The organism is Candidatus Thiodictyon syntrophicum (assembly GCF_002813775.1).
Taxonomy (GTDB): Bacteria; Pseudomonadota; Gammaproteobacteria; order Chromatiales; family Chromatiaceae; genus Thiodictyon; species Thiodictyon syntrophicum.
Window position 1 is genome coordinate 6,286,910 of record NZ_CP020370.1, and the last position, 19,078, is coordinate 6,305,987.

Sequence of the window (19,078 nt, forward strand, 5' to 3'; positions counted from 1 at the left end):
GTTGCCCTGGGCTGGTATGTCACGCCCCTTCGGGGCTAACAATGTTCCCAACATCTTCAATTTGCTGGCCGAACCGACGCGCGATCCGAATGTCCCGAGCGCACCGCCGCAAACTCAGGTGTCGAGCAGAGTCTCATGCCCCCCCGCTGACGATCAGAGGCTCGACCCGCTCAGTCTCGACCATCCGATGGGCGTAGGCTAGACAAGCGAGTATGTCCTCTCGTTCAAGCCAGGCGTAGCCCGCCAGAAGGGTGTCAGGGTCGTCGCCGGCCGCAAGCATTCCCAAGACATGCTCCACGGCCAGCCGACGACCACGAATGATCGGCTTGCCGCCGAAGATCGCCGGATTGATGGTGATGCGCTGTAACAGTGGATCTTGGTTCATTCGCTTATCACCGTGCTTCACCAATCTCCGCACGGTGCATTTCCTCCATCACCTCCTCAAAGGTCACCTGGACCACCTGAATCCGCCGACGCGCAAGCTCATCAATGAACTCCGCCCGCGAGAGACCGGCGATCTCCGCCCCCTTCTCTTGGGAGACCCGTTGCTGGTCATACCACTGGGCCGCCGCTTCGATACGCATCTCTTGAAGAAACTCATTCGGTGCCCGGCGCAACGCGGGGAACACGTCTTCCGGCAGGTCGATGGTCAGCGTCGTCATGTGGACATCCTCAAAAGCCGAGCGATTTTTTGCGCGCCAGGACCCCATCGACCCAGCGCTTCTCTTCGGTATGGGCAGGGTAGAGCGCGGAGAGTGCCTGGGCAAGCCCCCAGAAGCGCTGATCGCGACCCGCGCCGTCTTCGACCAGGAAGCGCTTGAGCGCCTCGCCGCGGCCGGCGGCGAACAGGATCATGCCCTGGTGGATGCGGTCCAGGGCCGTCTCGCCGGCCTTGGGTGCGCCGGTAACGCCCCAGCCGACCTCCTCCTCGAGGTCCTTGAGATCGGCGAACAGGTCGCCCTGAACCGGCTTCTTGTGGCCGCGACCGCGCATCGGGGTCTGTGCCTCGTCCTTGCCGAAGAGGTGTTTGGTGCGCTCGCAGACCGGCAGCAGTCGGGCCTGATCGCCCTTGATCTCGACCAGGTGCGGCAGTTCTTCCAGGTGGGCGCCGAGACCCTGGGCGATCTTGCGGGCGGCGTCGTATTCCAGCGTGAAGCCGCCCTTCAACTTGCCCTTGGCCACGGGTTCATCGTCGTCCGGCGCCGCGCTGAACAGATCGTCCGGACCCGCTGGCGGGTCGGCATTCGCGCCCGCGTTCAGCGTCCACAGCCACATGGCGGTGAGCCGGGCATCCGGCTCGAAACCCGCGGTATCGGCCCCGGCGAAGACCAGCGACAGGGCCTCCTTGGCGACCGCCGCCCAGACCTGCTCCAGGTACTCCTTGAGCGTGACGGTCTCGCCGCTGGCCTTCTCCACCCGGGCATAGCGCGAGAAGATCTCCAGGGCCGGACCGAGACAGGCGAAGATGGCGTCCGCGCCGACGACGCCCTCCTCGGCCAGGCGGGGCATCCAGTCGTGGATGCGCACCGGCAACTCGGCCAGCACGTCGCGCCAAGCACCGATGTCATCGGTGCGGACTGAGCCGTCGGGGTGTTCGCGCGGGCGGCAGACGAGATGGACGGAGGAGGCGAGGCGCGATTGGCCTTGGGCCGCAATCCGCGCTTCCCTCTCTGTGTCAATAGGCCAAGATCCGGTAATGATCCAACCGGCATCGACCACGGCCTTCAGAATCGCCTCCCAACTGGCCGTCGTCTTGCTGGCAAATACGATAGTTCCGATGGCGTCCGGTTTGGCGATTCGTCGGCCTTCCGCAAAGGCCTTGGTCAATTCGCTTTCGTAAAACTCGATGTCGTGCGTGGTAACGCTGAGTTCATGCGTCCGGTCGACGACGATCTCAGCATCCTTTGGGACCGCAGGCCCCTTGAATAAATCCGGGTGAACGTGACCAACGCTGCGCCGCAGCCAGACATAAAAAAAATCGGAGAGATAGGCGTAAGGTACCGCATCATAATAGGGCGGGTCAGTGACGAAGGCGTCCGCGCAATCGCTCGGTAAGGTATGCGCCGCGGCCGATGCCGCCTGCGCCACCCCCACTGTGGAAATGACCGCTTGGCGCTGGATAAACTCCAGCATCGTTTCAAGTGTCACGGAATAGTTCCCGGCCGCGTCGGCAAAGACCTGTGGCTCGGCGAAATCCCAGACCATTGGCACCGCTTGCCGGCCGAATAGGTTATGAACCTGGGTCTTCGTCGCCTCCCAGCGACAAAGTGAATTACAGATGTCGGTCCAACGGCTGATGGCCAGCCCCAGTATCGTCTGAACCGCCGCTGACATTCCGTCCGCAGGACGTTGCTCGGCAGCCGCCTTCACCAGTGAAATATAGGTAGTGAGCGCCAACAATTGGCGGGGAGAGAACAAATCTCCCCACACCGTCATTCCATAGATAGGAACACTGATTCGCCTGATTCCGTTGAGAGAGATTTCTTCGCTTGGAGACAGGCTCAGACTGCCACCGTGGGCCATTTTCCTACGCTTCAGCTCATCATCAGCCTTCTGAGCCGCCATCAGGTCAGCCGGAGTGGGCAACCGAAAAGATCGCCCCGGCTCATTGTCGCGCGATGCAACAATCGCCAGCAGTCTGGCATCTGCCGTTCCACCACGCCTTTCCTTCAACTGTTTGCGCACGTTCGCAACCGCTGTCGTATATCCGCAGCACGGGCATGTCGCAGAACCGCGTTTGACGGTACCATCCAAATCCGGGTCTCGGATCTGGTATGAGGGGTCGTCGTTATCCAACCAGCCATCGCGCGCTTTGCGGATGATCCGAAAATCCACCCGCTTGGCCTCGGGTCTCGGTGCCAACTGCAAGGCGATGGAGCGGGTGGCCTTCTTCGCCAACCAGAGCGAGCGGATCAGCGGCACCTCCGCCCCGCATCCCGGCCCCTCACATCGAATGGTCCGCGCCCACAGATAGGCAATAGGCGTCGCCCCGTCCGCGTCCTTGGGATAAAACTCGGCCAACTCCTTCTCGGCCTCGCGCTTGATCCACTCCCCCCACTTGCGGACCTCATCGGCAAGCCGCTGCCCGTACTTGGGAATATATTCGAGCACGACCTTGTTGAGCAGCACGGCCACCGGATTGAGGTCACTGGCAAAGGCATCCGCCCCCACCCGCAGCGCCTCCAGCGGGATGGAGCCGCCGCCGGCAAAGGGATCGACCACCAGCGGGCGGGTGCCCGGCTCCCCACCCAAGGCCTCATGCGCCGCCTGGGTCAGGGCGCGACTGGTGGCGAGATACGCGGGGACGGTGGAGTTGTCCCAGTTGGCGAAGTCGGCGATGAAGTCGAGCAGCGCCCGGCGCAACACCAGCGGGTCTGCGAGCCGGTCGGGGTCCTTCTGGGTGGCAACCATCCGCGCGGCACTCTCAGGGCTGGCAAGCCGCAGGTGCTCCCGCGCCCAGTCGAGCATCCGCTCCTTTGCCACGCGCGTGAATGCCTCCGGACAAAGGTCATCCGCCGGGTCCGGCCACAGGGCCGCGCAGATCACCGCCCGGCAGGCGGCCAGCGGACGTCGCGCCCACCAGATATGCAGGGTCGAGATATGCCCGTGCCGGATCGACTTCTCGCGCCGCGCATGGGCGGAGATGCGCTTGATCGGCAGGTCGACCTCGATCAGGCGTTTGGGGTAGGCGGTCACAAACAGGCGTCTCCATTTTCCAAAGGGCTTGCAAGCCCCGAAGGGGCGTCACATACCAGCCCAGGGCAACGCCCTGGGTGTTGCATATCACCATAGCCAGCCCTGAAGGGGCGTGATATCCGCAACGATTGCTGATTAGAAGGCATTTATGTCACGCCCTTTCAGGGCTGGTGATTCTCATGTATCCAACCCAGGGCGTTGCCCTGGGCTGGTATGTCGCGCCCCTTCAGGGCACGGGCAAAGACAACCGCGCCCAATAAGGTGCCAAGAAAACGGCGGGGCGCGGCTATAAACCCCGTCCCGCTCAGTAAGCCGTTCTGGCTCCCACGCTCCCGCGTGGGAGCAAGTGCGGGCGCTCCGCGTCCAGTGCCAAGACCGGACGCGGAGCGCCCGCACGGCATTCCCACGCTGGAGCGTGGGAACGAGACGCAGGAGGTTTCGCCTCATCATCAGTGGTCTTCATTCGCAGTGACCGTGCCATGTGTTCAGTTCGACGCCGCGAGGATCTGCTCCGCGCCGACATGGTAGTGTTCGATCTGAACCACCGGTTGCCAACCCAGGCGCGCCGGGTCCTGCACCAGATGGACCTTGGGCGTCGTCGCACAGGTGAAGACGGCGTAGAGCCAGTAATCGCGCTTCAGGCGTTCGGCGGTCTTGTACTCGTTGCTCGTCAGGGCGATTTCCCCCACCGCGGCGCGTCCCTTCACCTCGATGAAGCGGACCTCGACGGCCGTGGCGGGGTCTTCCGGATGCGGCCGTCGGGAGATCAGGTCAAAACCGCGGTTCTCCTGCTCGACACTCTCCACTACCCAACCCCGTGCAGTCTCGTGGGCGATCACCGCCGCGACTGCGATCCGCTCGATTTCTTCATCCCGCACCATGGGAGCGATGCCTGGCGATTGGCGCTGCGGATGCGGCAACACCCAGGCCCGGCCGTGATGCTGGATATCGGCGATGGTGCAGTGCCGCTCGCGATCCAGATCAGCCAGCCGGGATTCGCGCCGGTGATTCAGTTCATCGAGTCGTTCCTCGCTGCGCTTGAGCGCCGGCCGGAGATTGACCTCGCCCGCCTCGACACGCAGATGCAGGTCGGCGTACTTCAGGCTTTCGCGGTTGATCAAGGCGTTGAGACTGATCTCCAGATGGCGGCGGACGATGTCCGTCTCCCTGAGGCGCTCGTCGGCGACCTCATGGAGCAGTGGATCCAGGGCCTGCTCGATCAACGCCTGCTTGACCTGGGCGTCGCCCGCGAAGGTCGCGCCGTCAGGGATTGTATGCCCCGATTCACCTGCAACCAGGTCGAGAAACAGGGTCGGCTGTCGGATGTTGAGCCGACCATCCGCCTCTGACTCGACGACGAAAATGCGGCGATGCACGACGTTTCCGCGGCCGTCTTTGACGGCGCCGGAGAAGCAATCGAGGCGGGCTGGCGAGGACCGGTGGATGTCATAGAAGACCGCGCCCCGCTGTAAGTCTTCGCCGGTCTTCCCGGCCAGGTCCTCGCGTACCACCTCGAATAGCGGATGTCCGGGCGTGACCCATTCCAGGGTCGCGTCAAGCCCCAGGAACGACTTGTCGAAGACGATCTGGCCATAGTCCCGGCCCAACCGACCAAAGCGGGGTTCCTGGCGTTCTCCGACACCCCAGAGACCGCGGGGGACCTTGCCGATCTGATAGATGTGGGCGTCCTTGCGCACGCCCTTGGTACTCACTGCCTTCGTGCTCAGACCGGCGATCGGGCTCGCCTGGAGAAAGAAGTCCTCGATCACCTCGGGCACCAGGCGTCGCTCCTTGGCCGCCGCGGACCGGCCGATGATGGCCGAGAGATTGAGTTCGCGCTTGGCGAGTCCCTCCAGGGTGGAATGGGTGATGGAGCGGAAGCGTTCAGTGTCCACTTCCTTGACGATGCGCTCCTTGATGGCGGCCTCGGTCTGATTGCGGGCATACATCTCGCGCACCATGCGCTCCAGGAAGTTGACCGGAAACACCTCGCCCAGGACGTTGAAGACACAACCAGTCTGCTTGGGGTCCAGGTCGTCTTCGATGCGCTTGATACGCTCGAAGAGCTTGGCCATGACGCGGCCTTCGCGGGTGCTGATCGCCACGAAGTTGATGATGAGACAATCCTTATCCTGGCCGTAGCGATGGATACGGCCCATGCGCTGCTCGAGGCGCACCGGATTCCATGGGATGTCGTAGTTGATCATGAACCAGCAGAACTGGAGATTGATCCCTTCACCTGCCGCCTCGGTCGCCACCATGACCTGGGCCGACTCGCGAAAGGCCCGTTCGGCATGGATGCGGGTGCCGGGGGTGTCCCGGTCGCCGATCTTCATGCCACCGTGGATTTGCGTGACCGTGAGCCCCCAGGCGACGAGCTTACCCACGAGGTAATCGAGCGTCTCCTTGTGTTCGGTGAAGATGAGCAGTTTCATCCTGGGGTCGCTGAAGACCCCTTGCTCGGTGATCACGGCCTGAAGCTTGGTGAGCTTGGTCTCGATGGCGCGCGCTTCGAGTACACCCGCCTCAGTGATGAGTCGGGTCAACCGGGCGATCTCGTCGCGCAGCGAGGCGGGGTCGATACTCGGTACGATCTCCTCCAGGCGCAGCATGAGGTCCTGCTGTTCATCGTCGGGCAGATCCTCGAAGTCCTCCGGAATACGCCTGAGGATTTGCTCCTGCCGATAGGCGTCCGGATCGGCCAGGATGCGCTCGCGGGTCGCCTTCATACGCTCCAGGCTGCGCCGGACCGCATAGACGCTGGAGGCAAAGCGGCGCTGGAGCATGGCCATCGTGAAGCCGAGCGCCCGGCCGCGGGCACTGTCGTCCTCCGATGCCTTGATGGACTGATCTTCGACATAGCGCGTCAGCTCATCGTAGAAATCCATCTCCTCGGGGTTGAGCTTGAACGGTGCGGTCTGGACCTTGCGCCGGGTGAAGAGTTGGTGAACTTCCCCCGTCTCCGGGTCAGGGAAAGACACGAGCGCCTCCTTGACCCGCCGCAGATAGAAGGGCGCCTCATGTTCCCGCATCGCCTCTTCGAGACTGGTGATGTCGCCATACACGTCCTTGTCGAGCAACTCCAGGAAGAGCCTGAAGTTCTCCGGATCGCCCTTATGGGGCGTGGCGGTCATAAGTAGAAAGTGATCCGTCATTGCGGAGAGATGCTCCCCGAGCTGATAGGCCAGCGTCTTCTTGTCGCGGCTGTAGGCGCCCATCTTGTGGGCCTCATCGACGATGATGAGGTCCCAGTCGCTGCGCAGCAGACTCTCACGGGCATCCTTGATGCGCGAGACCCAGGAAACCGAGGTCACGACTTGGTCACGTTCCTGCCAGGGATTCATACCGTAGTTGGCGCGCAGGGTGTCGCCGCGGATGACCTCGAACGACTCGCGGAACTTGTCGCGCAGTTCGCGTTGCCACTGAAAGGTCAGGTTGGCCGGGGCGACGATCAGGATGCGGCGGATCAGGCCGCGGATCTTCAGTTCCTTGATCAGCAGCCCGGCCATGATGGTCTTGCCGGCGCCGGGATCATCGGCCAGGAGAAAACGGATACGCGGCACCCGCAGAAAATAGTCGTAGACCGCCTCCAACTGGTGCGGGAGCGGATCGACCCGGGCGATGGAAAGGCTGAAATAGGGGTCGTACTCGTAGGCGAGCCCCAGGCGCATGGCCTCGATGCCGAGACGGAAGCGCTTGGCATCGCCATCGAACGGGGCCTTCGCGGGAGGGGCCGTCAGGAGGGCAATCTGTTCCCGGCTCAGGATCGGGTCGTGGAACTGACCGGTTTCCAGGCCCTTGCCCAGGACCTGGGTCGCGACCCCCATGGGGATCACCGCGACGACCTGGATCGGCTCGGGGATGACGGGGCCGCGGATGATGACGCCGGGCTTGAGGTTTGCGGGTTCCATTTATCCTAAGAAAAGTATTTGGCCGCAAATGAACGCAAATAAGCGCAAATAAATCTGTCGGTTCGCATCGTCGGGGGCGTCACCCGGACGGTAAACATGGAGCAAAGGCCAAATCTCTGATTATTTGCGTCAATTTGCGTTCATTTGCGGCTAAACTGCTTCTTCTGGGTTTATTCCTTGACTGGCCATGTTGAGCCGCCCGATCCGTAGCCACTCACCGCGGGCCTCTCTGGGGGCTCGACCGGGCTACCAACGATGCCAGCGAGTGTAATCGGGTCCGTCGCTCAGGGCGAGCCCGATCCGGTGGCGCATGGCCATCTCGTCGGCGAAGCCGCCCGCGGTCTCATTCGACCCGACGTAGTAGAGGCGAAAGCCGCCGTCCGGCAGCGGTACGACGCAGGGCGTGCCGACCGCGAAGGCGTCCCAGCGGCCGGAGCCACACGGGGCGTGGGCAAAGACCGAGCCGTCGGGCTCGGGTCCGGGTTGCCTGACCCACAGCAGCGCGTCTTCCGAGGTCGCCAGTCCGATCGAGCGGTGGCCGTCGGCGGCCACGCCCTCGTAGAACATCAGGTAACGGCCGTCGTGGTGGATGACGTGCCGCGTGCCCACCCCCCCGGCATCGAAGGTCCCGGGCGCACCGGCCCCGAACACCTCGCCGCGCTTGGACCAGTTGAGCCCGTCCGCCGACTCGGCCAGGCAGACGACGAAGCGCATCCGCACCGGGTCCAGGCTGTGGTACCAGAGGCGCCAGACCCCGTCGGGACACTCCAGGACCTGGGGCCAGGCGCACAGGGCCGCATCGGGCTCACCGGGCGCGCCGAGATCGAGCAAAGCACCCCGATAGGGTCCCTCGACGCGCGACCAGTGCCGGCCGTCGCGTGAGATGGCGCAGCCCGGACGCAGGTTCAGGCCCTTGACCGCGAACTGCCCGAAGGTCTGGCGACTATGGTCGCCGCCGAAGTACCACATCCAGTAGAGACCGTCGCGCCGCTGCACGTCGCTCAGGCCCACATGGGCGGAGTCGAAGCGCGCCGGGTCCGGGTGGGCCTCGAAGACGGCCCCGCCGGTCAGCGGCCCCGGCACCCGCTGCCAGGTCAGACCGTCGGCGGACTGCGCCAGACCGCAACGGCCGGTCGGCAGGTTGATCTCCCGGTCGAATCGGGTGTCGCGCCCGTAGTACCACATCCGCCAGGTCCCGTCCGGCCCGCGCAGCACCCGCGGCCCCGAGACCCGCTCATCGTCCCAGGCACCAGCGGGTCCAGGCCCGAACAGCAGCCCCGCGGGGCGCTCGGCAGCGTCGGTCACGTCGTCCTGATTTGCGTTCAATTGCGGACCTCCCCCCTCTTGCACTTGCGAGCGAGACCCAAGCGCCCCGCCTTAGTGGGTAATGAGGACCGGATCGCCCGGACGCAAGCGCGAGAACAGGAACCGGGCGTCCGACCCGCGCAACCGCACGCAGCCGTGGGAGGCGGGGTAGCCCGGCAGTCGGCCCTGGTGGATGAAATAATTGCTCTGGAACTGGATCGCATAGGGCATGGACGCCGGTCGGCCGTCGGAGCCGGCGTAGCGGCTGGAGACCTTATGGCGCTGCTTGCTCAAGACCCGGTATGAGCCCGCCGGGGTCCCGTAGCCGCGCCTCCCGGTGGACACCGGGCCGGTGCGCAACACCTGCCCGCCCTGCGTATAGGTGAAGCGCTGCGCGCCCAGATGGATGCTGAGCCGACGCGACGGGCCTGAGGGAAGGGCCGGTTCCTTTTTGCCGGGTGCCGACGACTCCCCAGGGGCCGGGCCGACCGCCCCCGCCTGATCGGCGACGCCGTCCGGCGTTGCGGTCGCACTCGCCGCGGAATCGGCCGGCGCGCTCCCGGGGGCGCCCGCGATCCCGGCATCCGCGGGTGGGGCGGCGACCGGTGCGGGTGGGCTGGTCGTCGGGGTCCCGAAGGGGTCTTGCGCCAGGCACTCTGTGATCGGCAAGGCCGCCACCAACAGGGCTGCGGCCAAACGGACGCGGAACCAATTCATGTATTTCATTACCACACCCGCGTAATCGCGTAATCGTCGAACAGCGGGTGGACTGGTACCAGGGCCAGTCCGTCGCACTTTGCCTGGGCGATCAGCAGGCGATCGAAGGGATATAGTCCTCAAACCCGTCCGGGATGGCGTCGAAGTCGGACGCCATCCAGAGCAATTGGCCTTTCCCTGAGCCAGGCCGCCGGGCACGCCGGGGGGCCTGCACCGGGATCAGCCGAACCAAGGGGGTATTGGCCCGGGCGATGATGACCTCTTCCCCGGCCAGGACCCGGCGAGTGAGTTCGGAGAGTTGGGCCTTGGCTTCGGCGATGTTGTATTGGCTCATAGGGCCCTCTGGGGTCGAAACCGTAGTGGTCAGTTTAGATGACTAACCGCCACCATGAAAGGCTCGTTTACTGGACCGGGAGTTGGGGTATTGACCTTGATCAGCGCTGCGGGCGGTGGCGCTTGGTGGGCGGCGCTGGCCTTGATCGTGACTCCGGCCACACGCCCTTGCGGCAACCCGTCGCGGCCTGGGGGCCGCTCCTACGGCGTAGGAGCGGCCCCCAGGCCGCGACGGATGGCACCCACGAGGTGGCTGGCATCACGATCAAGGCCGCGGCGCTCGGTCCGCACAGCGGACCCTACGGCGCCCGGACCTTCTCACGGACCGGGCGTCGTTGTCGTTGTCGTTGTCGTAATCGAACAATCCGATCACGACAACGACAACGACCAGGACGGCGTACCCGGGATCTTGGTCACCACATCAGTTCCGAGCGCACCCGGGGCCCTCGTGCGTCTGGCGTAGGTCCCTAATTTGCGTTAATTTGCGTTGATTTGCGGACAACAGCCGCCCGGCATGACCGAACGCAGCCCTCCCTACCAGGCCCACCCGCCCACCGAGCACCTCTCGGGCTCCATCGAGCGCGTGACCTTCCACAGCGAGCAGAGCGGGTTCTGTGTCCTGCGGGTCAAGGTCCGCGGGCAGCGGGACCTGGTGACGGTGATCGGCTCGGCGGCCAGTGTGACCCCGGGCGAGTACCTGGAGTGCCAGGGCGAGTGGGTCAACGACCGGCAGCACGGGCTGCAGTTCAAGGCGCTGCAACTGCGCTCGGTCCCGCCCTCCACCATTGAGGGGATCGAGCGCTATCTGGGCTCCGGGATGGTCAAGGGCATCGGCCCGCACTTCGCCCGCAAGCTGGTGCACGCCTTCGGGGAGCGGGTCTTCGACGTGATCGAGGACAACCCGGACGAGCTGCGCAAGCTCCCCGGCATCGGCCCCAAGCGGCAGGCGCGGGTCACCGGCGCCTGGGCCGAACAGAAGGTGATCCGCGAGATCATGGTCTTTCTCCAGTCCCACGGGGTCGGCACCGCGCGCGCGGTGCGCATCTACAAGACCTATGGGGACGCGTCCGTCGCCCGGGTGACCGAGAACCCCTATCGGCTGGCGCTCGATATCCACGGTATCGGCTTCAAGACCGCCGACGCCATCGCCCAGCGGCTGGGGATCGCGGCGGACTCGCTGATCCGGGCCCAGGCGGGGGTGCGCCACTGTTTGCAGGAGGTCGCCGGCAACGGTCACTGTGCCGCCTACCGGGAGGCCCTGGCGGAGCAGGCGGTCGCGCTCCTCACCATCCCGGCACCCGTCATCGAGCAGGCGATCCGCGCCGAGGTCGGCGAGGGGAACCTGATCGAGGAACCGATCGACACGCGCCCGGCCCTCTTCCTCACGGCCTTGCAGCGCGCCGAGCAGGGCATCGCGGCCGGCGTGCGGCGGCTGCAGTTGCGCCTGCCGGTGTGGGGCCACATCGACCCCGAGCGGGCCATCCCCTGGGTCGAGGGGCGCACCGGGCTCGCCCTGTCCCCCTCCCAGCGCAGCGCGGTGGCCGCCGCCATCAAGGGCAAGGTCACGGTCATCACCGGCGGCCCCGGGGTGGGCAAGACCACGGTGGTGCGCTCTATCCTGGACATCCTCGCCGCCAAGGGGGTGGAGATGCTGCTGTGCGCACCGACCGGGCGCGCGGCCAAGCGCCTGGCCGAGTCCACCGGGCGGGAGGCACGCACCATCCACCGGGTGCTGGAGTTCGACCCCAAGGCGATGGCCTTCAAGCGCGACCAATACTCCCAGCTCAAGACGCACCTGCTAGTGGTCGATGAGTGCTCCATGGTCGATACGGCCCTGATGAACCAACTCCTGCGCGCGGTGCCGACCCCGGCCGCGGTGCTGCTGGTGGGTGACGTGGACCAATTGCCCTCGGTGGGGCCGGGCTCGGTGCTCGCCGACCTGATCGCCTCCGGGGTGGTCCCCACCTGCCGCCTGACCGAGGTCTTCCGTCAGGCGGCGGCGTCGCGGATCATCGTCAATGCACATCGCATCAACGCCGGGCGGCTGCCGGAACACGCGCACGAGGGGCCGGCGGACAGCGACTTTTATCTCATCCCCTGCAACAGCGCCGAGGAGATCCAGGACCGGCTGCTGCGGGTGGTGCTGGAGCGCATCCCGCAGCGCTTCGGCCTGGACCCGGTGGCCGAGGTACAGGTCTTGACCCCCATGAACCGCGGCGGACTCGGTGCGCGCTCACTCAATGTCACGCTGCAACAGCGTCTGAACCCCAGTAGCGCGCCCCGGGTGACCCGCTTCGGCTGGACCTATGCCCCGGGGGACAAGGTCATCCAACTCATCAACAACTATGACAAGGAGGTCTTCAACGGCGATATCGGGCGCATCGCCGCCATCGACGAGGAGGAGGGTCTGGTCCTGGTGGAGATCGACGGGCGGCGGGTGGAGTATGAGTTCGGCGAACTCGACGAGTTGTCGCTCGCCTATGCCACCTCCATCCACAAGGCGCAGGGGTCCGAATACCCGGCGGTGGTGATCCCACTGGCGATGCAACACTACATGCTGTTGGAACGTAATCTGCTCTATACCGCCGTTACCCGCGGGCGGCGGCTGGTGGTGCTGATCGCCGAACCCCGGGCCCTGGCGATGGCGGTCAAGCGGGTCGGGTCCAACCTGCGGTTGACGAAGTTGCGGCAGCGCTTGATCGAGGCGGCGGCCGACGCACCCGGCTTGGAGGACGAGACGCCGTAGCAGAGGATTCGGCCAGTAATGATGGCGCGCCAAGACCAACCGGAGGTCGAGGCTTCAGCCGGCCGGGGTCCGACCAGGAGTCCGGCGGCCGCAAGCGGGCGCTGCCGACTGAAGCCTTGACCTGCGGTTGGGGGCAGCGGGCCTTGGGGCGTATTCCCAGAAAGAGCGGTCGTCACGCCGGCATACAAGGCCCGATCTCGCGCCGCTCGATCCAGGGGGTTGCGCCCGCGGTCATCGTTGACCCCGCGCCTTGTTCACATATTGCAGATGCTTGAAGCGCGCCGGGATCGGACCACCCAGTTCGACCGCCGTGCGCTCCAGATGGTCAGCGGCTCGGCGCTGTTGCTCAGGAGTCAACTCGCCCCCGTTGGCCCGCCACTCGGCGTATTTGCGCAACTCGGCAGCGGCTTCGCCTTCGCCTTCAGGCGGCGCGGTGAACTGGCGCCGCACCGGGACCGTCGTCTTGTTGTCTGGTTCGCTCATTACAGTGCTCCTGTCTGGTCGGTCCCCGCACCCCACGGCGAGATCCGTAACCTGCAACTGCGCCCCCCGCGGCAAGATCAGTTCGGGCTCGGGGGCCAGCGAGAACGCGCCAGTCCACGATCAAAGTATAGCCCTCGTATTGCACACCGCCGCGGCCGCGAGGCGGGGTGACACCGCCGCGCGGCGCGCAGCGGCGCCTCACAGCAGCCGCCGGGTCAACAACGTCTGCATCTCCCGCCGACCATCGGCCACCAGGTAGACATAGACGCCATCCCCGAGCACGCGATAAACGATGCGATAGGGTTTGAAGTGGACCTCACGGTACTCGCGAATACCCAGTTTGACCAACTCCTTCGGGTGCCCACCCCGCTCCGGAAGGTCGGCCAACCCTGCGATGACCGCCTCTAGTCGATCCAGGACATCATGCGCCTTGGCCGGACTGTCGTAGTCGGCGATGTAATCGAAGATGCCATACAGATCCCGCGTCGCATCCTCTGTCACGAAGACCTCAAGGGACATCAGCCAAGATTCCGCAACCGGGCAAAGACATCGCGTGCGCGCTCGACCCGACCCTCCTCGATCTGACGGTTACCGAGCGCGAGGATCTTCAACAAGGCCAGCGTCTCCTGCGTCTCCTCGAAGGAGCGAACATCCTGCATCACAACCTTGGCCTCACCGTTTTGGGTGATGACCAGCGGCTCGCGCTCGTCCACGAGTTGGCGGACGACCGCGGCGGTATTAGCCTTCAGGTGACTGATAGGTTTGATATTAGTGGAAAGTTTCATGGTCTGTGACTGGTTGCTGGTATTATATTCAGGCTGATTTTAGACCCATCGCCCGGAATCGACCATCGCTCCGCTTGCGGCGGACCGAAACCGGCGCCGGCGGATGCTTCCTGAACAACAACAAGGCCCGCCGTGGTAGGCTTTATCAGATACGAATCCCCACGCAGCGAGAGACCCATGCAACAACTCACCCCCGCCGGCCAGCACCTGGTCGCTGAACTGGCGCAACGCCACGGCTTCAGCATCGATGCGGTCACGACCATGCTCTTCGCCGTGCGCAACGGCAACGGTTCCATGGCCCAGTTCAGCCACCCGGAGTTCGGCGGCGGCGGCCAGTGGATGCAGGGCGGGATGCTGATGCTCGGCGACATGTTCAACCAGGCATTGAAGGGCCGGGTGGACGCACTGTGCAACGACATCTCGGGCCTGCTCGCCCGTCAGCCGGGGCTGCTACAGACCGGCAGCTTCCAGTCCCAGAGTCAGGGCGGGGCCGGCTACCAGAACCAGACGACGGGGGGCTACCCCGGCCAGTCGAGCCTCTTCGTCCCGGACCCGGCCCAGCACTGGTGGCCCGCGGAACTGGGCTCACCCAGTGCCACCGGCGCCCAGAATCAGGTGAAGTACGCCTATTTCGCCGCGCTCCGGCGCCTGGCGGTGGACACCGGCGGGGAGTGCTGGGTCTACGACACCCAGGACCAGCAGATCGGCGGCTTCTCCCAGCAGCAGGGCAGCGGGTCCTCCATCACCTTTACCAGCCAGTACGGCACGGTCAACCTGGCAACCCTGCCGGTGGTCTCGCGGGGGCCATCGGCGCGCTGAACAGGAGCGGGGGCGTCCCGCCCCCGTTGGCCGCGGCGGGGCGGGACGCCCCGACTCCTTGTGGGTCGCGCCTCAAAACCGGATCACCGGCCCCTGCCGCTCACCCGGCGGCACCACCCGGGCGCGCGCCAGGGCCGCAGACGCCGGACCCCAGCCGCGACTGGCGGTAACCCCGGGGTGCAGGCGCAGGAGGTTGAGCAGGCGCTTGGCCCAGCCGTAGACCCAAAAAAAGCGGACCACACGGGCGCACTGTGCGGCGCTCGGCGGTTCCCGGGCACAAATCAGCTTATCATCATAGAGACCCCGGTCCATGAGGCCGACCGCCCCGTGGGCGGTGACCCGCACCCGGCTCCCGCGGGCCAGGCGCGGACCCAGAACCACGGCATCGAGCAGGTCGCCCTCCAGCCCGAGCAGACCGGGCACCGAGCCGTAGTTGTAGGGACAGGGCAGCGGCGAGATGAAATCCAGGGACCCGTCGGAGCCGCGTTTTAGGAAGCTGCCGCGGGGGATTTCAATCACAACTTCAACGACGGGGGCGACCAACGGGGCAACGACGGGGGCGGCCAAGGACCGGGCGCGGGCAACGGCGGCGCGCTCGGGGGCTGTGGTTCTTTCCGGCGCAGAACCCACATCGGTCTGATCAAGCATGGTCAGTTTGTCACGCGCCGGGCCGATGCCCGGCGCTCCCAGGTGAGTCATTATGATCTCGGTCGCCGCATACCTGGAAAACGAGAAGGTCGCGGATCTCAAGAGCGAGTATGTGAATGGTGAGTATCTCCCGATGGTGGATGCAAGCCGTTTGCACGATCAACTGTGCGTGCGTCTGGCCCGTCTGCTGCGCGGGCAACTGACCGGATCACCCTACCGCCTGTTCCGCCCCACCGTGAAGGTACACGTCCGGGGCGCGGGCGACGAGCGATTCTACTACCCGGACCTTCAGGTCAGTGGTGGCGAGGGCGCCGAATACCCCGACTTTCTGGAGGCGCCCAAGCTGATCCTGGAGGTGATGTCCCCGGCCAGCGAACGGCGGGACCGGGAGGAGAAGGCCCCGGCCTACCGCCGCATTGAGGGTCTCGAAGAGTTGGTCCTGATCGCCCACCAGGCGCGGCGCATCGAGGTGTGGCGGCGCGCGCTCGACTGGACGCTGGAGACGGTGAGCGGCACCGACACCCTGCGACTACGCAGCCTCGGTTGCGCGATCCCGCTGGAACAGATCTATGGGGGACTGGGCCTGCCCGGGGGCTGAGCCGGGGCGCAATATACGAGGCCGCTGGTCCGCACAGCGGACCCTACGGCGACCGCAGCGGGCGCTGCGTTCAGGACCGGCACAAAAAGAAAAGCCATCACAACCCGAAGGTTAGATGGCAGATACGGCTCGCGGGCCTGATGCGTGCGTCCTCGGCGTATTGTATTACCTAGCTGTTTGCCGGGGGCCCGTGCTGCTCGCATTAGTCATCCCTGTCCCGGTGGTCGCGGGCTCGGCCGGTCCGAAACCCGGGTCCTTGCGACTCTTCGGTTTTTTCACTGTGCGTCTGGTCATGGCCTTCGTTGCTGTGCGTTTGCTGCTTGGCGATGCCGCTGTGCGTCCGACCCTGGGGCTGCTCGCGTCGCTTTGATTCTTCCTGCTTACCGGAAGCTGAGCAGGCATCGTGCCAACTTTCAATAGCTATAAAAAACAGCCAGATAACATTGCGCGGGTGGATTAAATCAATTGCATCCCGAGAATGAGGACGATTTTGCGTCTCAGGGTCCGCGGGACGCCGGACGAATCGCAAGACGCGATGAAGAATGCGAATGTTCAGGCAGCGCACGCAGGGTTGCAGCCTCTGGCCCGGGTCTACAATGACGGGTTTTCCCGCACCTAGGCGACCGCTATCGTGGACCAAGCACCAGACCTCTTTTCCCATCGCAGGCACTGGGCGCACAAGCTCGGGACCGCCCCGGAACTGCCCATGTCGCGGGCGCAGATGGAACTGCTCGGCTGGGACGCCTGCGACTGCATCATCGTCACCGGCGACGCCTATGTGGACCACCCGTCCTTCGGGATGGCGATCATCGGCCGACTGCTGGAGGCCCAGGGGTTTCGGGTCGGCATCATCAGCCAGCCGGACTGGACCTCGGCGGCCGATTTCCGGCGCCTGGGCGCCCCGACGCTCTTCTTCGGTATCACCGCCGGCAACATGGACAGCATGGTCAACCGCTACACCGCGGACCGGCGGGCGCGCTCCGACGATGCCTACACCCCGGACGGCGCCGCCGGGCGGCGCCCGGACCGCTCGGTCACCGTCTATGCCCAGCGGGCGCGCGAGGCTTACCCGGGGGTCCCCATCATCATCGGCGGGATCGAGGCCAGCCTGCGGCGCATCGCCCACTATGACCACTGGTCGGAGAAGGTACGCCGCGCCGCCCTGGTGGACGCCAAGGCGGATCTCCTGATCTTCGGCAACGCCGAGCGCGCCCTGGTGGAGGCGGCCCACCGCCTGGCCCGCGGCGAGCCCATCGCCGCCATCCGCGACCTGCGCGGCACCGGCTTCATGGTGCGCGAGATACCCGCGGGCTGGACCGCAATCGATTCCAGCCGGATCGACCCACCGGGCCCGGTGGAGCCCCATCCCGACCCCTACGCCGCGGCGGCGCCGGGCTGCGCCGCCACCCGGGCCGAAGCCGAAGCCGTCCCCATCGGCTTCCACCACCGCCCCCGCCACCTGGACCGCGGCCGCACCGTCGTGCGCCTGCCGTCCTACGAGCAGGTGCGCGACGACCCGGTGCTCTACGCCCACGCCTCCCGGGTTTTCCACCAGGAGACCAACCCCGGCAACGCCCGCGCCCTGATTCAGGGCCACGGCGACCGGGCGGTCTGGCTCAATCCCCCGCCCATCCCGCTGACCACCGCGGAACTGGACCGGGTCTATGAGCTGCCCTACAGCCGCCGCCCCCATTCGGGCTACGGCACCGCGCCCATCCCCGCCTGGGAGATGATCCGCTTCTCGGTGAATATCCTGCGCGGCTGCTTCGGCGGCTGCACCTTCTGCTCCATCACCGAACATGAGGGGCGGATCATTCAGAGCCGCAGCCAGGCCTCCATCCTGCGCGAGATCGAGGAGGTCCGCGACCGCACCCCGGGCTTCACCGGCACCGTCTCGGACTTGGGCGGCCCCACCGCGAATATGTGGCGGCTCGCCTGCCGCGACCGGGCGATCGAGTCCGCCTGCCGCAAGCCCTCCTGCGTCTACCCGGCCATCTGTGGGAACCTGAACACGGACCATGGCCCCCTGATCGAGCTCTATCGGGCGGCGCGCCGGGTTCCCGGCATCAAGCGGGTGCTGATCGCCTCGGGGCTGCGCTATGATCTGGCGGTGCGCTCACCCGACTACATCCGGGAACTGGTCACCCACCACGTCGGCGGCTATCTCAAGATCGCCCCGGAACATACCGAGCCCGGGCCCCTGTCGAAGATGATGAAGCCGGGCATCGGCACCTATGACCGCTTCAAGTCGCTGTTCGACAAATTCTCCAAAGCGGCGGGCAAGGAGCAATACCTGATTCCCTATTTCATCTCCGCCCATCCGGGGACGAGCGATGAAGATATGCTCAATCTCGCCCTATGGCTGAAAAGGAACGGCTTCCGGCCGGACGCCGTCCAGGCCTTCCTGCCGACCCCGATGGCGATCGCCTCGGCCATGTACCATACCGGCCGCAACCCTTTAAAGCGCATCACCCGCAACAGTGAGCTGGTCAGCGTGGTGCGCGGCCAGCGCCAGCGGCGCCTGCACAAGGCCTTCCTGCGCTATCACGACCCGGAGAACTGGCCGCTGCTGCGCGCGGCACTCAGGGCGATGGGCCGCAGCGACCTGATCGGCAACGGCAAGCGGCACCTGATCCCCGCCTTCCAACCGGCCGGGACCGGCCTGAGCCCGGAGGGACGGCGCCGCGCCGGGGCGTCCACGGCCCCCGGCGGCACTACCGCCATGCGGCCGGTGCGGCCGGTCAAACCCCGACGACCTTCATCCTGAAAGAGCAGTTCTCTCACAGAGACACAAAGATCACAAAGATTTTCACAGCCCTGGGTATGAGGTATAACGAGGCCCAGCCCTGAAAGGGCGTGACATAAGGGCGCAGATCCTATGTGACGCCCTTTCAGGGCTGGGCCGATTGAACGACGCTATCCCAGGGCGTTGCCCTGGGCTGGTATGTCGCGCCCCTTCGGGGCTTAGACGGGTCGCAAGAAATGTGACCAAGGCCCTTGTCGCGTCGTTGTCGTTGTCGTTGTCGTTGTCGATGTC

General features: G+C 65.6%; 15 protein-coding genes. 4 read left to right on the forward strand and 11 right to left on the reverse strand.

The window, feature by feature from the left end; genetic code table 11:
• Positions 1 to 133: 133 nt before the first annotated feature.
• From THSYN_RS26985 to THSYN_RS27015, 7 genes are all read right to left on the reverse strand, one after another.
• Positions 134 to 385 carry a DUF433 domain-containing protein gene (locus THSYN_RS26985; RefSeq protein ID WP_100921860.1) on the reverse strand — a complete coding sequence of 84 codons (252 nt, stop codon included), beginning with the start codon at positions 383 to 385 and terminating at the stop codon, positions 134 to 136.
• Positions 386 to 392: 7 nt separating this feature from the next.
• Positions 393 to 662, reverse strand: a complete 270-nt coding sequence (locus THSYN_RS26990; RefSeq protein WP_100921861.1) for a UPF0175 family protein — start codon at positions 660 to 662, stop codon at positions 393 to 395.
• Between the two features lie 10 nt (positions 663 to 672).
• Positions 673 to 3,696 (reverse strand): DUF1156 domain-containing protein, encoded by a 3,024-nt coding sequence (locus tag THSYN_RS26995; RefSeq protein WP_100921862.1) that lies wholly within the window; start codon positions 3,694 to 3,696, stop codon positions 673 to 675.
• Between the two features lie 485 nt (positions 3,697 to 4,181).
• On the reverse strand, positions 4,182 to 7,607 hold the full coding sequence (locus tag THSYN_RS27000; RefSeq protein ID WP_100921863.1) for a helicase-related protein: 3,426 nt from the start codon (positions 7,605 to 7,607) through the stop codon (positions 4,182 to 4,184).
• A 246-nt stretch (positions 7,608 to 7,853) separates the two neighbouring features.
• Positions 7,854 to 8,933, reverse strand: a complete 1,080-nt coding sequence (locus THSYN_RS27005; protein WP_236848713.1) for a glycoside hydrolase family protein — start codon at positions 8,931 to 8,933, stop codon at positions 7,854 to 7,856.
• 51 nt (positions 8,934 to 8,984) lie between these two features.
• On the reverse strand, positions 8,985 to 9,638 hold the full coding sequence (locus tag THSYN_RS27010) for a L,D-transpeptidase (RefSeq protein WP_157817963.1): 654 nt from the start codon (positions 9,636 to 9,638) through the stop codon (positions 8,985 to 8,987).
• Between the two features lie 82 nt (positions 9,639 to 9,720).
• Entirely contained in the window at positions 9,721 to 9,963 is a 243-nt protein-coding gene (locus THSYN_RS27015) for a type II toxin-antitoxin system Phd/YefM family antitoxin (RefSeq protein ID WP_100921865.1), read from the reverse strand.
• Between the two features lie 513 nt (positions 9,964 to 10,476).
• On the opposite strand from THSYN_RS27015, the gene recD2 reads away from it, so the two are divergent.
• Complete coding sequence (recD2, locus tag THSYN_RS27020) at positions 10,477 to 12,708, forward strand: SF1B family DNA helicase RecD2 (protein ID WP_100921866.1); 2,232 nt, start codon at positions 10,477 to 10,479, stop codon at positions 12,706 to 12,708.
• A 231-nt stretch (positions 12,709 to 12,939) separates the two neighbouring features.
• On the opposite strand, the gene THSYN_RS27025 is transcribed toward recD2, so the two are convergent.
• The 3 genes from THSYN_RS27025 to THSYN_RS27035 form a co-directional block, all read right to left on the reverse strand.
• Positions 12,940 to 13,191 (reverse strand): hypothetical protein, encoded by a 252-nt coding sequence (locus tag THSYN_RS27025; protein WP_100921867.1) that lies wholly within the window; start codon positions 13,189 to 13,191, stop codon positions 12,940 to 12,942.
• Positions 13,192 to 13,389: 198 nt separating this feature from the next.
• Positions 13,390 to 13,710, reverse strand: a complete 321-nt coding sequence (locus THSYN_RS27030) for a type II toxin-antitoxin system RelE/ParE family toxin (RefSeq protein ID WP_100921868.1) — start codon at positions 13,708 to 13,710, stop codon at positions 13,390 to 13,392.
• Positions 13,710 to 13,976: a type II toxin-antitoxin system Phd/YefM family antitoxin gene (locus THSYN_RS27035; RefSeq protein ID WP_100921869.1), complete on the reverse strand. Its 267-nt coding sequence runs from the start codon at positions 13,974 to 13,976 to the stop codon at positions 13,710 to 13,712. Before THSYN_RS27035 ends, THSYN_RS27030 begins: the two co-directional genes overlap by 1 nt.
• 177 nt (positions 13,977 to 14,153) lie before the next feature.
• Here THSYN_RS27035 and THSYN_RS27040 point away from each other — a divergent pair, with 177 nt between their 5' ends.
• Complete coding sequence (locus tag THSYN_RS27040) at positions 14,154 to 14,795, forward strand: hypothetical protein (RefSeq protein WP_100921870.1); 642 nt, start codon at positions 14,154 to 14,156, stop codon at positions 14,793 to 14,795.
• A 72-nt stretch (positions 14,796 to 14,867) separates the two neighbouring features.
• On the opposite strand, the gene THSYN_RS27045 is transcribed toward THSYN_RS27040, so the two are convergent.
• Complete coding sequence (locus THSYN_RS27045; protein ID WP_236848714.1) at positions 14,868 to 15,314, reverse strand: inorganic diphosphatase; 447 nt, start codon at positions 15,312 to 15,314, stop codon at positions 14,868 to 14,870.
• 181 nt (positions 15,315 to 15,495) lie between these two features.
• Here THSYN_RS27045 and THSYN_RS27050 point away from each other — a divergent pair, with 181 nt between their 5' ends.
• Positions 15,496 to 16,041, forward strand: a complete 546-nt coding sequence (locus THSYN_RS27050) for a Uma2 family endonuclease (RefSeq protein ID WP_100921871.1) — start codon at positions 15,496 to 15,498, stop codon at positions 16,039 to 16,041.
• A gap of 631 nt (positions 16,042 to 16,672) precedes the next feature.
• Positions 16,673 to 18,808, forward strand: coding sequence for a YgiQ family radical SAM protein (locus tag THSYN_RS27055; RefSeq protein WP_100921872.1), 2,136 nt, complete (start codon positions 16,673 to 16,675; stop codon positions 18,806 to 18,808).
• Positions 18,809 to 19,078: the final 270 nt, after the last annotated feature.

Coding starts and splice junctions, on each gene's coding strand:
- THSYN_RS26985 (WP_100921860.1), bottom strand. CDS start 385: ATGAACCAAGATCCACTGTTACAGCGCATCACCATCAATCCGGCGATC.
- THSYN_RS26990 (WP_100921861.1), bottom strand. CDS start 662: ATGACGACGCTGACCATCGACCTGCCGGAAGACGTGTTCCCCGCGTTG.
- THSYN_RS27000 (WP_100921863.1), bottom strand. CDS start 7,607: ATGGAACCCGCAAACCTCAAGCCCGGCGTCATCATCCGCGGCCCCGTC.
- THSYN_RS27010 (WP_157817963.1), bottom strand. CDS start 9,638: ATGAAATACATGAATTGGTTCCGCGTCCGTTTGGCCGCAGCCCTGTTG.
- THSYN_RS27015 (WP_100921865.1), bottom strand. CDS start 9,963: ATGAGCCAATACAACATCGCCGAAGCCAAGGCCCAACTCTCCGAACTC.
- recD2 (WP_100921866.1), top strand. CDS start 10,477: ATGACCGAACGCAGCCCTCCCTACCAGGCCCACCCGCCCACCGAGCAC.
- THSYN_RS27025 (WP_100921867.1), bottom strand. CDS start 13,191: ATGAGCGAACCAGACAACAAGACGACGGTCCCGGTGCGGCGCCAGTTC.
- THSYN_RS27030 (WP_100921868.1), bottom strand. CDS start 13,710: ATGTCCCTTGAGGTCTTCGTGACAGAGGATGCGACGCGGGATCTGTAT.
- THSYN_RS27035 (WP_100921869.1), bottom strand. CDS start 13,976: ATGAAACTTTCCACTAATATCAAACCTATCAGTCACCTGAAGGCTAAT.
- THSYN_RS27040 (WP_100921870.1), top strand. CDS start 14,154: ATGCAACAACTCACCCCCGCCGGCCAGCACCTGGTCGCTGAACTGGCG.
- THSYN_RS27050 (WP_100921871.1), top strand. CDS start 15,496: ATGATCTCGGTCGCCGCATACCTGGAAAACGAGAAGGTCGCGGATCTC.